Raw genomic sequence first — 16,135 nt, 5'->3', positions numbered from 1 at the left:
TGATTAGCAATGTTTCTCATGAACATGCGGTTGTACCGCTGCTCCTGCCAGTTCATCATAATAGGCCTGTAGATCAATCGATCTGCCCCCATCCAGCCGTGATGCCTCTGCTGCGAATGCCATCAGATGGCTGCGTACGGAGACGGAGGCAGAAGACTTGCTCTCCGTCACCATTCCCGCCTCGAAATCACGCACTTCCTTAATAAAGGAGCGGACTATATCCGCGTCTCCACCCCCATGCCCTGCAGCGGATGCATGAATATGGACAACACGCATCTCCTTCGTCACGAAATCATGGATCGTGAATGCATCATCCTCCATATTGCCGCGAATATCCCCCCTCGTGCCCATCACCTGCACAATGCGGGTATTGTCGTGTGTGAAGCCGCACATGCTGAAGGTAGCCGTTGCGCCACTGGAGAATTCCATATTGACGACCTGATGATCCACAACATTATTATCCGTCTGATAGACACATTTCCCGTACGGCCCTTCCCACAGCGCCTTAATGATGCCTTCCTTCGTATGATCATCTGTAATTTTCCGCGCCCATCCAATGCCTTCCCCCAGGTAATAACGCGGCGCATGATACTGGCAGACATGTTCTGCCGGACATCCTTCGATACAGCGCAGCGGTGCACCCTCCGGTCGATTCCCTTCATGGAAATGTATTAACGAGCCAAACGAACTAATGCGTGTGCACGGCTCCCCCATTAAGTACGCCAAAATGTCCAGATCATGGCATGATTTCTGCAGGATCATCGGGCTCGACTCGTCGCTATTGCGCCAATTGCCGCGTACGAAGCTGTGCGACATATGCATATTGCCCACGTTCTCATTTAACTGTATCGAGACGATATCACCAATCGCACCTCGGTTGATTTCCCGCTTCAAAGATGACCAGAATGCCGTATAACGCAGCACATGGCAGATCGTGAGCAGACGATTGTGCCGCTTGGCCGCAAGCTCCATCTCCACACACTCTGCCGGCACAGGCGACATCGGCTTCTCCAGCAGAACATGATACCCTAACTCAAGTGCCCGGAGCGTTGGCTGGATGTGCATTCGATCCAATGTACAGATAATTGCAACTTCTGCCTGCCTCTCGTTGCCAAGCAGCGACTCCCAAGAATCGAATTGCTGCTGAGCGGTTAGTGCAAATTGCTCGGCAAATTTGCGTCGTCGTTCTGTATTCGGCTCAGCGACACCTACAATACGAAATTCATGCGGATTATCCAGTGCGTATGGAGCATATGCACGTGCTCCCCGATCCCCTGCCCCAATCACAACCGCAGTGATAGGCTTCATGTTGCTTCTCCCCCTCTAATGAAGCGAAGGAACGCTCGTAAGCAGCAGCGTTCCTTGGCCTCTCATTATTTTGCTTGGTAAGCCTTATTCATTTCATCTGTAATCATTTGCAGCTCTTTATCCTGCTTCAAGGTCGCAATAAACTGATCATAAGCCTCAATCGTCTCTTTCCCAATGATCACCTTCGTCCGCATATCCTCTACCTTCTTTTTAATTTCCGGGTAGAACCGATTATAGGCTTCCGAATAAATGCCGCGTCCTGGATCTGGTACAACATGCTCCTTGCGCTCGTTTACAATTTTCACGTTGCGTTCATACAATTCATCTGGCATCCCCACTGCAGCAATAGCCATATCGTCGCTAATCAAGTGGAACAAGCTCGACATGTTGCCGTCTCCCGTCAGATCTTTCTTCGCCTGCTCAGTAGCAATCCGCTTGCCGTTCTCTTCCTTGTAATGCACATCTTTCAAGCCGTAGTACTCCAGAATATTGCCCTCTGGGCTATTGCCATAATCGAACAGCGCCAGAATCTTCTTCACCTTATCCTCTGGTACCTTCTTAGGAATAAGGTAAACTCCATAATAGGACTCACCGGAAGGGACATACTTAGCCCCCTGCGGATTCGCCAGGTAAGAGGCCGGAATGAGATCGGCCTTCGGATCGATCTGGCGAAGCACTTCCCCTTGGATCCAGACATGGTTCATGGATAACCCCACCGCCCCTACCTTGCCGCCGCGAACCATATCAATAATTTGCGAGAACTTTAAGATGGCAAAATCCTTCGGAAACAGTCCTGCATCGTAGGCTTTCTTAATCCACAGCAGCGCATCACGGGAAGCATCTTCAGTGATGATCGGCGCCAGCTTGCCATCCTTCAACTTCCATGCGCCTTGCGTTTCATTGTAGACGTTATATACAAAACCGAGCGAGTCTGGGGATGCCGCATAAGGAACGATATCAGTCTTCCCGCCGGGCGCCTTCTCCTTAAATGCCTTCAGTACGTCGAAGAGCGAATCCATGGAATTTGGCACTTGCAGATTCAGCTCATCCAGCCAATCCTTGCGCAGCATCGGGAATACACCGCCGCCAAAGCTTGGATAGTACCGTGGAATGGCATAGTTCTTGCCCTCGATCTTCGTCTCTTCCCACATCGCCGCCTTAACGCCTTCCGTTAGATTCGGATAATCCGTAATGAAAGGCGTCAAATCCCAGAACACGCCTTGCTTAATCATCTTCTGGAGCTGCGAGTTGTTCAGCGACTCCACAAAGGTAACATCCGGCATCTCACCGGACGCCAGCATCACATTGACCTTATCTTCAATCGTCGTTGGTGTCAGCCATGTGATGTCCAGCTGTGTATTCGTGTTCTTCTCTAGTTCCTTCCACATCGGATTGCTGTTGTTCACCATGTCGGGCGCATAATTCAACGTTTGCAGTGTAATCTTCGTCGGACCTTCTCCCCCAGAGGCATCGCCTGTGCCTCCACCGCCGCATGCAGTCAGCAGCAGTGAACATGCCAGCATGATAAGCATTGTTGTCTTGAGCAAGGATGACAACTTACGTGATGAATTGTGAACCATTCTGAACCCTCCTTTTTGATATGCGAGCGCTACAGGCTGTCCATGTGCATCCTATATTTATTCATTCTTTGACAGAGCCAACCATCGCACCTTTGGCGAAATGCTTCTGTAAGAATGGATACACCAGCATAATCGGCACAGTTGCTATGACGACGGCTGCCATTTTCAACGTCTCGGACGGCATCTGGCGATTCATACGGAAATCCGCTCCGCTCCCTCCTGCCCCGCCGCCCATTGCCGCCGGATCGACCAGCAGGTTTTGCAGCAGCACCTGCAGCGGCCACATGCTCTGATCGTTAATGTACATAAGCGCGTTGAAATAGGTATTCCAATACCCTACCGCAAAGAACAAGCCGAATGCGACCAGCGCTGGAAGTGACAAGGGCAATATAATGCGCCAAAATACGCTTATCTCGTTACACCCATCAATTCGTCCCGCTTCCTCCAGACTATCGGGAATACTGTCGAAGAATCCCTTCATAAGCAGAACGTACCACCCACTGGTCAGCGACGGAATAATGAGCGACCAGATATTATCGATAAGTCCGACATTGCGCACAATTAAATACTGCGGCACAAGTCCTGGCTGGAACAGAAAGGTTAACAAAATAAGAAACAGAATGGCCTTCCGGAAGTGCAGTCGCTTCCGAGAGAGCGCATAAGCCAAGCCCCCGGTTACGATGAGGCTGCATGCTGTTCCCACTGTAGCCAGAAAGGTGCTCACACCGAGTGCGCTGACAAACAAGCCGTTTGCGAGCAAGTACTCATAGGCATCCAGTGACCATTTGGCCGGGAACAAAATAAGCGGCTTCGTGTAATATTCCGTTGGATCCGTGAACGACAGCACGATTGTATAGTAAATGGGAAAGACGGTCGCCAAGCTGATGAGCAGTAGAATGGCTATGTTCCCGATATTGAATAAGCGATCTCTCACACTGTTATCTCTCATAGCACTTGTCTTCCTCCCTAATTAATACAAACTGTCCTGTCCGAAGCGCTTAGCAATTTGATTGGCCGCCACCACAAGAATGACGCCAACTACCGATTTGAATAATCCGATGGCTGTACTGTAACTGAACTCCCCTTGCTTAATCCCAACCCTGTACACATACGTATCGAACACTTCCGCTACATTGGAGACGGCTGCATTCATCATCAGATAAATCTGCTCGAATCCGGTATCCATAATAGTGCCTAACCGCAAAATAAACAGAATGATGATCACATTGCGCATGCCCGGCAGCGTAATATGCCAAATGCGGCGCATCCGCCCTGCTCCATCCATCACCGCAGCCTCATACAGCTGAGGATCGATTCCTGCGATAGCAGCGAGGAAGATAATCGTCCCCCAACCGACCTCCTTCCAGATCGACTGTGCCGTCAACATTCCCCAGAAATAACTTGGATTCGTGAGCAGATCAAAAGCCTCTTTGTCCATAGACAGCAGCAGCTTGTTGAACAACCCTTCCGATTGCGAGAACATGAGGAACGTCAACCCCGAAATGAGCACCCACGATAAGAAGTGCGGAATGTAAATGAGAGACTGTACTGTTCGCTTCACAATCGAATGCCGAACCTCGTTCAGCATGATAGAAAGAATGATCGGCGCCGGGAAGAAAAACAACAGATTCAGAAAACTGATAGCGAGTGTGTTGCGCAGCAGAATGTAGAAATCTTCATTTGCAAAGAAGCGGCTGAAATGCTCGAATCCTACCCATGGACTTTGAAACACACCGAAATACGGCGAATAGTCTTGGAAGGCGATCACAAGATTCGTAATCGGAACATACTTGAAGACAAGGAAGAAGAGAAGTCCTGGCAGCGCCAACAAATACAAGTATCTATCCCTCTTCACATCTACCCATACACGTGTGCGCACTCTTCGTTTAGATGATGTCCTCCGTTCTAACTGGGCTGCAGATGCAGATGTTGATGGTTCCATGCTCATCAGTACTACCTCACTTTCTTCTGCATGTTCAATTGAGACAGCGAGTATCGCAGTGTTGCTAGGATTTTTTCATTAATGTAAACGCTATCATTATTTCATGCAATTTGACTTTTTTGCTGAAGCGTCTTACCTACCTGCATAACCGCGCTTATTCATCGCTCGATGAACGCACAAGCAAGCCCCGCAAAGAATCACCTGCTGCGAGATTCGATGCAGCATTTTTCCGATTTCCTGAGGCTGTACTTTTTTTCTGTAAGCCTTTTCTTCCGTTGTGCCATTCAGTATGATAAATACAATCGGCCACCATACCAGAACATTCCATACTACCGTTCTTGTATGAACAGCTTCGTGCAGTCGAGCAAATTACAATTTCTATTCCAATATCAAATATCAATGATTATCCAGTATTCCGTTTCATCATCCATTGCCACACAGGAGGAATTCATGGGAAAGCTGCATGATATACTACGTCCCTCTTCCAAGGGAATCTTCTATTGGAAAAGTCTCGCGCTCGCCGTACTGCTGACCTGCCTGCCAATCACGATCATCAGTGCGGCTTATTTATATATGGGCAACCAGCAGCTCGTGAAGCAGTTTCAAGAGAAGAACGACAGCGAGATGATTGAAGCAGCCAAACAAATCGATAAACAGCTTGGGCAGCTTATTAATTACGCTCTACATATGGTCGTGAAGCCGCATTTCAAGCCGACGATTTCCGATATGGATTTCGCACAGCAGTTCGAGGAAACGAACCAATTGCTCGATACGCTCACGCTTATCGAGAATGCCGATCCGATTATTGATCAGGTGTATTTGTACGTGGCGAAGCAGAACAAAGTACTTCAGCCCTCGATTGGTCTTCGGACATTGGAGCAGGCAGAAGAATCTCGCTGGAAGGAGCTTATGTCGGCCGAGCAGGGCATCTTCTGGACACATGAATTGCAGCGTCCCTTCAGTAGAGGCTCGTCCCATGCCGTCGTAATGAAGCTGCCGTTCAATGGAAACGCATCCTACGGGGCTATCGTGATTTACATCAATCCGTCTAAGCTGTTCGTATTTGCGAACCCAGACCGATATGCTTACCTGCTGGACGAGGAAGGACACATTATTGGGCAAAGCGTAGCAAGCAGACAGAATCCTGAGGCATTCGCCGCTATTCAATCTCATCAGACTCAACATACAGAGGCATTGAATCAACCTAGCGGAAGCAGCAAGGTTCCCTTGGATCAGGATACATTGCTCATAAACACCGTAACCTTGGAGAAAATGGGCGGCAAATGGACTTACTTATCGGCTACCCCTCAATCCATCATTACGGCACCTACACGACCCTATACACATATCCTCATTGTGTGCTGGATATTTGCCCTGCTGGCTGCGTTAGCGTTAAGCTGGTTCGCTTCCCACCGTATGTATCGACCGATACGCCGGATGATGAACTTGCTTACAGGCTGGCGCTCCCCCGATACGGATGTTCACAATGAGCTTGATTATATTGAACGGGAGTGGCAGCATTATCGAATTACAAATGAAACATTGGAACGGAGGCTGAATCAGGCCGTGCCGTCCATGCGCGAGGCAATTATGAATCAATTCATTACAGGACAGGCTGCGCACTGGACAGAGAGGGAGATGATGGAGAGGCTTCATACGATGGGGGTCGCCATTGAAGGCAGGTCATTTGCAGCGATCGTTCTACAACTTCATCCAACCGATGAAGAATATAAGCCGCTGTCCGATAAAGACGATGTTCTATTAACGTACGCAGCTATCAATATCGTGGCAGAACTATCCCAATCCGCAGCGGAACATGTTCACACGATTAATTTCTTAGATGGATCGTTCGGACTTGTGCTCATACTTCCCACACAGGATCATACTCAAGCAGAAGCACAACAGGAGATGCACAGTCTGTGCTCCCATTATATCAACGTGCTGCATGAGGTTCTGCGCATCCAGGCTACCATCGTCTATAACGGGCCAACTTCGTCGTGGATGGATATTCCCCATGCCATGGAGCAGGCTCAGCGTGCGCTTCGGTGCCGCACCTTCGACGCAACGAGCCAATTGCTTCAGGCCGATCAAGTGCTGGATAGAGCGAATACGCTGCTTGAAGCCCCTCTGCTTGTGCTTGAGCAGGAGCTTATTTACGCTCTCAATATGGGTCTGGCCCAGGAAGCGACGCAAGCCTTGGAGCAGTATGTAGAGGCACTGCAAGCAAGCCACGCGGCAGAATGGCTTGTCCATCAAGCGCTGTTGCGACTAATGGGAAGCATCCATCGCGCTATGCTTCAGGCCGGCCATAATCCGTATGCCGTCTATGACAGCGCCCAGCTGTATGAAGAGCTTCGTATGCTGCGCAATCCACAAGCATCCTTGTCCTGGTTCCAAGAGAAGGTGATCCACCCTTACATTCATTCGCTCTCTCGCAGCTTCAATGCATCTATGAAGGAGATTGTAGACAATCTGCTCGAACAGATTGCACAAAGCAACGGCCAAGAGATTGCACTCGAAACCTATGCGAAAAGTAATGGCGTCAGCATCTCCCAACTGAGCAAAGCTTTCAAGCAAATGACAGGAACGAACTATGTCGATTATATTACCTCGATAAGAATGAACTATTGCAAGCAGCTTCTACTGACCACGGATATGAAGATCAATGAAATCGCTGAATCGGCCGGTTACCAGGCCCCCTACTTCAATCGTATGTTCAAGAAGCTCGAAGGAATAACTCCCGGCCAATATCGCCAGCGTCATTCCTCACAAACCCTATAGCAGGATGTCGCAATTGGAGCAATAACTTCAGCATAACCTTATACATCACTGCAGATCATGGCTGGCATTCCGATCTCCGTTCTGATGGGTGCTGTCAGGCGCATTTCATAGGTCTATACAACTTCGGCCCCTCCACTGCTTACCGCAGTAGAGGGGCCGAAGGACGTATTATTTACAATGCACAGAATCTAGCAAAAAGACAATCTTAACCGTCGATTACAGCAGACTGACTGTTACTGCATCGTCAGCAGCATCGTGCCCATTCGGCGGGCAGTCTCCATCATCTGCGGGGCAAAGGATACAAGCGTATCTGCCGACATTCGGCTGACAGGCCCCGATACCGACAAGGCTGCGACCAGCCGCTGATTCCGATCCATGATCGGCACAGATACAGCCGCCGCTCCAAGTTCGCGTTCTTCCAAGCTCACAGCATATCCGAGTCGACGCACTTCCTCAAGCTGCTTCATATAGCTGTCCTTGTCAATGGAGGACGGCCAGCGTGAATCGCGCAATGCAGCCTCTAGCTCGTGCGTCTCAGCAAAGGCAAGCAGCACCTTGCTGGATGCCCCCACGAACAACGGCAAACGAACGCCCACTGGCGCTACTCTACGGATCGCCTGATTGCTCTGCACGGCCTGAATCCGTATCCGGTCGTTGCCATCCTTCACATATAGACTTACCGTCTCATCCAACTGATCGCGCAGGAGTTCCATCTCCGGCTGCAGCAGCTGAGCAGGATCATCGACCTGCGTCAAATTCGCCGCCAACTCCCATACCCGATATCCCAGGCGATACTTATCGCCATTTTTAAGTACGAATCCGCGATCCTCCAATGTTGTCATCAGACGATGAACAGTGCTCTTATTCAGCCCAACGCGGGTTGCAAGTTCCGTCAAGCTGATATCTCGCTCATTGGCAAAACACATTAATATATCGAGTGCACGCTCTACGGCGCGTACGGTTAGCTTTCCTCGTTCTTCCACCATGTATCTCCCTCTTCGGTTCCATAGTATGGAACATCGTTACAACTAGTATAACTCTCTTCCTTATTTTCGTAAAGATACTAGCACCATTCTCCCGCATCCTACGAACGTCCCTTCTTTCGACATGTTTTTACAGGGAGATTGCAATGTTACGGGACGATTACAATCACCTTACAAATCGCGCAAATCCGTTGACCCTATGCGGATTCCCGCATACGATAATGATACGAAGACAACGTTTACACGAATCAGCTCCCATCGGGACTTTTGTTCTATATGAATTTATTGGGCTCGACACCATTCTGCATTACATCATCGAAGGAGGTCATCTACATGAGCACACCTGTTATTACATCTCCCGCACTACAGCCTGAATGGCTCGGCCCATCTGGAGCAGCCCCTGCGGCAGCGCGGAGACTACGAGTGAAGCATGTAGCCATTGCGCTATCCCTATCGACCTTCTTCGCTGCGATTGTCATCTTCCTTGCCCTGCACGGATTCATCGCATGGATGTTCGCCAATCCGCAAGTACCCCCGCTGTTCTCCAATCCAATGGAGGCCAAAGGGATGAAGTACGAGACGGTATCCTTTCCCGCTCGCGATGGGCATACGTTGGTAGACGGATGGTACATTCCATCTGATAAGCCTTCCAAGCGCACCTTAATCTTCAGCCATGGCTACGGGGCCAATCGAGAAGAATATTGGGTGCCGATGTATGACCTCGCCAAATTCGCACATCGACTCGACTACAATGTCATCATGTTCGACTATGGATTTGCTTCCGAACAGCATCCGACCAAAGCAACAGGCGGCCGTCTGGAGAAGGAACAGCTGCTAGGCGCAGTCAAGCTCGCGAAGGAACGCGGTGCTGAGCACGTCGTCGTATGGGGCTTCTCCATGGGTGCCGGAACGGCGCTTCAAGCAGCACTGCTTACCCATGATATTAATGCCATGATTCTGGACAGCACCTTCCTGCTGGAGCCAGATACGCTATATCATAATTTGCAGCAGTACGCTCCACTGCCGAAGCATCCATCGCTTGATCTGCTGCGTACCTTCTTCCCTGCTGTCAATGGCACGAGCCTACAGCAAATTCCATACAATGAAGTGAAATCAACGAACTATGAGATGCCGATTCTCTTCGTTCATGGAACAGCGGACTCCAAGGCGCCATATGGAATTGCAGAAGGCATTGCCGCCCATCAGTCCAATAAGCTCTCGCAGGCATGGATCGTCCCTAATACACAGCATGAGCTTATCTATCGCACACAGCGCAAAGAATACTTGTCGAAGACATCCGCATTTCTGAATGCAGCCTATCGTGCTGATCGCGGTTTGTTCATTGCACAGAACTAACTTCCCTGTTACGCCGATTGAGAAATTCGGCAAGGAAGTTTCACAGAATACGAGATGGAATAAGTCGAAGTTGAACCGCAAGCCCCCGCTTGCGGTTTTTTTGTGCCATTTTACATAGGTCAACCTATGAAGCTAATACAATAAAAAGAACCATTTCAATCACAAGGAGGGAGAACATTGCAGCTCATATACGGGCCACTTATGCCTGTGCGTGTACTGGAAGAGAGTGCCTACTGGAAGCAGCAGGAGAAGAAGCATACAGAGGTCATTCGCGCAATTGTGCCCCAGCTGGAGCCTGAATACGTGCAGCTGCTTGCCCAATGGGAACAGGTTCTGTCACAGACGGAAGATGCAGCGAGGGGACAGCTGCGCACCGCCCTGCAGCAGCCAGATGTCCTTCAGCCAGATCAGCTTCAACAGCTTCAAGAATTGCTCCGCGCTTCTGTATATCAATCCGAGCAGTTCGTTCAGCAGCTTGATGCCATTAAGCATAACAGCCAAGCCGTGCAGCATACGGAGCACGCCCCTGTCGTATTCGATCATATCACGGAGCGATCCCAGTACTTTCTGAAAGCCATTAAACCTGTCTTTTACCCAGCAGTAGACCCCCCGGGAAGCAATCATAACACTCGTTCTAACAGCAGCTCATCCCCACCAGCTCGCATTCACGCCGCGGGGAACGAGCCTTCCTCGCATTGGCCGCAGCATCAGTATCAGCCCCAGCAACATCAGTATCCCTATCCACAACAATCCATTCAAGGCATTCATGCTCACATTGGCAATACGCGCAGCGCGCAGCCGGAACAGGATGATGAGACAGATGGGGAATCCTTCGTTCCAATTGGCGGACACCGGCTTCCTCCGCTTCCGTACCCTTATAATGCGCTTGAGCCTTATATCGATGAGACGACGATGCGCATTCATCATGACAAGCATCACAAGAGCTACGTGGACGGCTTGAACAAGGCCGAGTCGGCGCTAGCAGAAGCACGGCGCACCAATAAGTTCGATCTGGTGAAATATTGGGAGAACGAGCTTGCGTTCAATGGGGCTGGTCACTATCTGCACACCATCTTCTGGGATGTAATGAGTCCGCAGGGCGGAGGCAGGCCTACAGGCAGTCTGCTGCGCCAAATTGAGCATGACTTTGGCAGCTACGATGCCTTCCGGAAGCATTTCTCGAACGCAGCAGAGAAGGTTGAGGGTGGTGGCTGGACGATACTCGTCTGGAGTCCGCGCAGCCGAAGATTGGAGATTTTGCAAGCAGAGAAACATCAGAACTTGTCCCAATGGGATGTCGTCCCGCTGCTGCCGCTTGATGTATGGGAACATGCTTATTATTTGAAGCATCAAAATGAACGGCCAAAATATATTGCCGATTGGTGGAATGTCATCAATTGGCCCGCTGTATCCGAACGATTCGAGCAAGCTCGCAAATTGAAATGGACTCCCTTCTAAGCTTACAACATCATTCGATGAATGAGGTGTTTACTTCCTATTTTTCGAGCTTATTCGCCGTTGCGCCGCACCCTTTTCGTTCTATACAATAATAAATGGAAATAGCTGGATCACGTGCGGTTCTGTGCCGCGCTTTCCTTTTGTACCAGAACAATGAGTTATCGACTTCGAAAGGGGTGAGGCGAATTGCTCAGACCTATTGTGAAATGGGCTGGCGGCAAACGCCAACTACTTCCCAGCATCCGTTCCCTTCTGCCTTCGGCAGACTGGACGCGAGCAGCCTACTTCGAGCCGTTCATCGGCGGAGCGGCGTTATTGTTAGCATTAACGCCAGACAACGGGGCCATTAACGATGTCAACCCAGAGCTCATCAACGTGTACCAAATGATAAAGCAGCAGCCAGACCAACTTATTGAAACCCTTCGCCAGCATCGCAACGACGAAGGATACTATTATGAAATCCGGGCATGGGACCGGAACCAAGAAGCCTACGCCGCCTTATCCCCTATCGACCGCGCCGCCAGACTTATTTATTTGAATCGGACATGCTATAACGGCTTATACCGAGTCAATGCAGGCGGCCAATTCAATGTTCCATTCGGGAAATACAAGCGGCCGAACATCATCAGAGAAACAACTATTCGCAGTATGTCCTCCTATTTGAACCGCGCCAATATTCGAATGATGGATGGAGATTTTGCTGAGGCTGTGCAGGAGGCACGCGCCGGCGACTTCGTCTATTTTGATCCTCCCTATGACACCTTGACGCCAACTGCCGCCTTCACTTCGTATGCCAAGGGGGGCTTCGGCCGACCGGAACAACAGCGTCTAGCCAATGTATTTAAGGAACTTAGTGAACGTGGTGTATATGTCATGCTGTCCAATCATGCGACAGACTATATTCATCAATTGTATGAGGGATATCGAATCCATACGGTAAAAGCGAGGCGAAGCATTAATTCCAAAGGTGATGGCCGTGGTGTGATCAACGAGGTCATTATTATGAATTATTGACATGTAAGACGAAACGTGAATATGCAGGCATTGGTTGTACAACCCTATAGGCAGTGCAGGCATCAGTCAATCCCATACTTCTTCTTCGCACGATCGTAAGCTTCCTGGGCGCGATCCCGCCTCGGAAGCTTACTGTTGATGCGCAGAAGGAGCAGTAGATTGCAGGCGAGCAAGATGAGAATGGTCATCTCCATCCAAACTCCCATTCTATTCCCTCCTAAAATGAAATCACTAATCTACGAAAAAGTGAACTTGCCATCCATAACTGTGACAGCCGTGCCGGTTAAGTACACCCGCTCCTGATGCAGCTCCAGCTTCACAACGCCTCCTCTTGCAGAACATTGACGTCCAGTTAGAGATAACTTGCCGAGCTTGGCTCCCCAATATGGCCCCATCGTGCAATGAGCAGATCCCGTAACCGGGTCTTCATTCACACCGAGCGCGGGAAAGAAACAGCGTGACACGAAGTCAATTCCGTCATGGGCAGATTCCCCTGCTCTCGCTGTAACGAGCACACCAATCGCTTCTTCATCGCACGCCTTAAGCTGTTCCCAATTTGGCTCCAGCGACCGTACAGTCTGTTCCGAATTCACGATGGCCATTAGCTCGATTCGGCTTCTAAGTACCTCATGCACCGAGCAGCCTAGCGCTTCCTCCAGACGCACTCGCAGCGCCTCATCCTCTACGGGCATTAGCGAAGATGCTGGGAAATCCAGCGTGATCTCGCATTGGCCCCCGCTTTCCTTATATGCAGCATGGAGAATGCCGCTCTTCGTCTCGAAGGAGACTCTGTCCCCGCTCACAATCCCGCATTGCCGTAATACATGAGCCGTAGCCAGCGTTGCGTGTCCGCATAGATCAACCTCAACCTCAGGCGTGAACCAGCGTAGGCCGAGAGGGCGCTGAGCCCCCTCTTCCCACTCTGCATCTACATGAACAAATGCTGTCTCGGATAAATTCATTTCGGATGCGATATGCTGCATCATCGTCTCATCCCATTCCTGTTCAACGAGACAGACCGCAGCCGGATTGCCACGGAATGGCGCATCTGTAAAAGCATCTACGATGTATACCTTCATGTCCATACCTCCCTTGCCTAAGATTACTACAACCGGCTAATCGAAAAAGACAGATCTGTTCTATTTCTGTTCTATTTCTGTTCTATTCCCTATCAGCTTTATTGGGATCTTACAGAGAAAGGTATGTCTCCGCCGGCACCGCAGCCAGCCATGGACTCGGCTTGCCGACACAGAATACATGAAGCTCATGCATGGCCCGCGTGCAGGATACATATAGCAGTTTCTGTTCATTTGCACGCCCATAGGCAGCTTCCGATGCATCATAGATGACAACTGCATCGAATTCTACTCCCTTGGCCAAATACGAAGGAATAACCAGCGCACCCTCATGGAATGAGGCCGTATCTTGCTCGACAAGGTAAATCGAAATTTCATTTTGCAGCGCCTCATATGCTTCCTTGCTCTCTTGAGCCGTCTTACAAATCACGGCTACATTGCGATGCCCTTCCTGCAGCAGTTGACGTATGCGATCCGCGACCAGTCGATCACGCTCCGCTCTGTCCTCTACAACGGTAACTGTCGGCAGATTCCCAGCCCGATCGAACGGTTCAATACGATCGCCATCCATAGCCAGATAGCGGGCGAACTCCATAATCGGACGAGTTGTGCGGTAGCTTCGCGTCAAGTGGAAAGTTTCCGCAGATGAATCGCCGCGCATATCCGAAGATAGCCAACTGCTGTTAATATCCTGTTCCCCAGCATGCGGATAAATCGCCTGCTCCCAGTCCCCAAGCAGCGTCATGCTGCAGCGCGGGAACATTCGTCTTAACAATGCGAATTGGAACGGTGAGTAATCCTGCGCCTCATCAATGAACAGTTGGCGAATAGAGGTATTCACACGGAACCCCTTAATGCATTCATTCAGATACAGATATGGCGTTGCATCCTCAAATGGCATCTCCCCTGAGCGAAGGCGTGCTTCCGTATCTGCACATATGGCTCTCCACTCCGCAGGCAGCGTTCCGGCTGCCGCACATCGCTCCGATACATCCGGCATAGCGAACAACTGACGATACGTCCCCTCCATATCAATAAACCCAAGCTTCTTCACCTGCGTATAGAGAGACTTGAAGTGCTCATTCACAATCGATGCAGCAAGCCAATCGCGTTCACGCTGGAAGTCATCGAAGGTTTCCTCCGAGAACTGCTTCTTGCGCTGCAGCTTCATATAAGCTTCGTGGTATGCATCATCATCCAGCATCTCTACTTCCTCATCCACCCACGGCTTCTTGCGTTCTTGCTTCGCCGCGCGATGCAGTTCCCCACGCAGCCATTCGGCCAGCAAGCGCAAACGGTTCGGCAGCGGAAGCGATGCATCATAACGGTAGAGCTGGCTGTGAATTTGCTCTGCAGTTACGATTACCTCATCGCGGAAGCAAATATCATGTAGCTGCAGGCCTTCTGTCCCTAACCACTGTACGTACGCATGGATCATATCAATATAGTTACGGCTTGCCTTGAAGCGGATCGCCTCCATACGAGCGCTATAGCCCGGTTCTTCTGCAGCTGTCAGTGAATATTCCATTTGCTCGAACGGATGCTCAAGCTTGAAACTGCTGCCTAGGCGGTGCTCCAAATAATCCTGGAAGGTCGTCTGCTCCATATTTCGTTCTCCCAGCTCCGGCAACACTGTCGAGACATAACGGTTGAACAGAGGATTTGGGGAAAATAATACGATCTGCTCCGCCTGCAGTGTTTCCCGATACCGATAGAGCAGGTATGCAATACGCTGCAAAGCTGTCGACGTCTTGCCGCTGCCTGCTGGCCCCGTCACAATCAGCACGCCGCTCCGTTCATTGCGAATGATGCGGTTCTGCTCCTGTTGTATGGTCGCTACAATGCTCTTCATATGCTCGGCTGACGGCTGACTAAGCATTTGACGCAGCAATTCATCTCCAATCGTAACCCCGGTATCGAACATTCCACGGAACCGGCCTTCCGAAATAAGAAACTGACGCTTCAGTTCCATCGTACCTTCTATCTCCCCTACAGGAGTCGTGTAGCGCGCAGGGCCTGGAGGGAAATCATAATACAAGCTCGACACCGGAGCTCGCCAGTCATATACGAAAAATTCGCCTTCTTCATTGCGGAAAGAGCCAATGCCTAAATAGATCTCCTCACCGCGCATTTCTCCAGCTTCCTTGAAGTCGATTCGTGCAAAGTAGGGAGACTTCGCCATGCGAGTTAATACATCCAACTGACGCGCAGCATGGCGGTGTCTATGCTCGCGCTCGGTTAACACCTCTGCCTGCTGCTTCATGCTGGCGAAGGTCTCTATCGCCTCATTTATATCGTCCATGTTGATTTTGACATCGTCCCAGAATGCCTTGCGGAATTCGACTACTTCGTGTTTGATGTCGCCAATATCCTGCTGCAGGGGCTCAATATGCTGCTCAATAGCTTCCATCACCCGAACCGCTCGTTCCTCTTCTAGACGCCATTGTTCTTCTTTCGTACTCATCTAACCACCCGCTTCTTTAGAAATTTATAAATCAAGGTTGACAGCCTGTGATTCGATATGGTATTATATATTTGGATAGTAATGCATTTTAAAAATATACTCATATCGTACATTAGATCTTAACATAACAGTCCTCTGCTTACAAGATGTTGATTAGGCTTTTTCCTTGTCAA

The 16,135-nt window shown here is 50.1% G+C and carries 12 protein-coding genes; 4 read left to right on the top strand and 8 right to left on the bottom strand.

What is annotated here, in order from left to right; translation table 11 throughout:
* Positions 1–3 precede the first annotated feature (3 nt).
* The 4 genes from BP95_RS0126200 to BP95_RS0126185 all read right to left on the bottom strand — a co-directional run bounded on the left by BP95_RS0126200 (position 4) and on the right by BP95_RS0126185 (position 4,830).
* Positions 4–1,308 carry a Gfo/Idh/MocA family protein gene (locus BP95_RS0126200; RefSeq protein ID WP_021256121.1) on the bottom strand — a complete coding sequence of 435 codons (1,305 nt, stop codon included), beginning with the start codon at positions 1,306–1,308 and terminating at the stop codon, positions 4–6.
* A gap of 65 nt (positions 1,309–1,373) precedes the next feature.
* A complete protein-coding gene (locus BP95_RS0126195; RefSeq protein WP_021256122.1) occupies positions 1,374–2,888 on the bottom strand; it encodes an extracellular solute-binding protein in 1,515 nt (504 codons plus the stop codon).
* Between the two features lie 61 nt (positions 2,889–2,949).
* Positions 2,950–3,837 carry a carbohydrate ABC transporter permease gene (locus BP95_RS0126190; RefSeq protein WP_021256123.1) on the bottom strand — a complete coding sequence of 296 codons (888 nt, stop codon included), beginning with the start codon at positions 3,835–3,837 and terminating at the stop codon, positions 2,950–2,952.
* Positions 3,838–3,858: 21 nt separating this feature from the next.
* Positions 3,859–4,830 (bottom strand): ABC transporter permease, encoded by a 972-nt coding sequence (locus tag BP95_RS0126185; RefSeq protein WP_217635864.1) that lies wholly within the window; start codon positions 4,828–4,830, stop codon positions 3,859–3,861.
* Positions 4,831–5,280: 450 nt separating this feature from the next.
* On the opposite strand from BP95_RS0126185, the gene BP95_RS0126180 reads away from it, so the two are divergent.
* The gene (locus tag BP95_RS0126180; RefSeq protein WP_021256125.1) at positions 5,281–7,611 is read left to right on the top strand and encodes a helix-turn-helix domain-containing protein; all 2,331 of its coding nucleotides are present in this window, start codon (positions 5,281–5,283) and stop codon (positions 7,609–7,611) included.
* 233 nt (positions 7,612–7,844) lie between these two features.
* Here BP95_RS0126180 and BP95_RS0126175 read toward each other — a convergent pair whose 3' ends face one another.
* Complete coding sequence (locus BP95_RS0126175; protein ID WP_028533615.1) at positions 7,845–8,594, bottom strand: IclR family transcriptional regulator; 750 nt, start codon at positions 8,592–8,594, stop codon at positions 7,845–7,847.
* Positions 8,595–8,927: 333 nt separating this feature from the next.
* On the opposite strand from BP95_RS0126175, the gene BP95_RS0126170 reads away from it, so the two are divergent.
* The 3 genes from BP95_RS0126170 (at position 8,928) to BP95_RS0126160 (ending at position 12,422) form a co-directional block, all read left to right on the top strand.
* A complete protein-coding gene (locus tag BP95_RS0126170; protein WP_021256127.1) occupies positions 8,928–9,950 on the top strand; it encodes an alpha/beta hydrolase in 1,023 nt (340 codons plus the stop codon).
* 177 nt (positions 9,951–10,127) lie between these two features.
* Entirely contained in the window at positions 10,128–11,408 is a 1,281-nt protein-coding gene (locus tag BP95_RS0126165; protein ID WP_021256128.1) for a Fe-Mn family superoxide dismutase, read from the top strand.
* Positions 11,409–11,594: 186 nt separating this feature from the next.
* Positions 11,595–12,422 carry a DNA adenine methylase gene (locus tag BP95_RS0126160; protein ID WP_021256129.1) on the top strand — a complete coding sequence of 276 codons (828 nt, stop codon included), beginning with the start codon at positions 11,595–11,597 and terminating at the stop codon, positions 12,420–12,422.
* Positions 12,423–12,484: 62 nt separating this feature from the next.
* Here BP95_RS0126160 and BP95_RS33645 read toward each other — a convergent pair whose 3' ends face one another.
* The 3 genes from BP95_RS33645 to helD all read right to left on the bottom strand — a co-directional run bounded on the left by BP95_RS33645 (position 12,485) and on the right by helD (position 15,962).
* A complete protein-coding gene (locus BP95_RS33645) occupies positions 12,485–12,628 on the bottom strand; it encodes a hypothetical protein (protein ID WP_175460762.1) in 144 nt (47 codons plus the stop codon).
* A gap of 30 nt (positions 12,629–12,658) precedes the next feature.
* The gene (locus tag BP95_RS0126150) at positions 12,659–13,501 is read right to left on the bottom strand and encodes a PhzF family phenazine biosynthesis protein (RefSeq protein ID WP_021256130.1); all 843 of its coding nucleotides are present in this window, start codon (positions 13,499–13,501) and stop codon (positions 12,659–12,661) included.
* Positions 13,502–13,610: 109 nt separating this feature from the next.
* On the bottom strand, positions 13,611–15,962 hold the full coding sequence (helD, locus tag BP95_RS0126145; protein WP_028533614.1) for an RNA polymerase recycling motor HelD: 2,352 nt from the start codon (positions 15,960–15,962) through the stop codon (positions 13,611–13,613).
* Positions 15,963–16,135 lie beyond the last annotated feature (173 nt).

Source organism: Paenibacillus sp. UNC217MF (assembly GCF_000686865.1).
In the GTDB taxonomy this organism is placed as follows: Bacteria; Bacillota; Bacilli; order Paenibacillales; family Paenibacillaceae; genus Paenibacillus_B; species Paenibacillus_B suaedae.
Note: the sequence above shows the minus strand (reverse complement) of the source record. Positions and strands in the feature narration are given on the sequence as shown.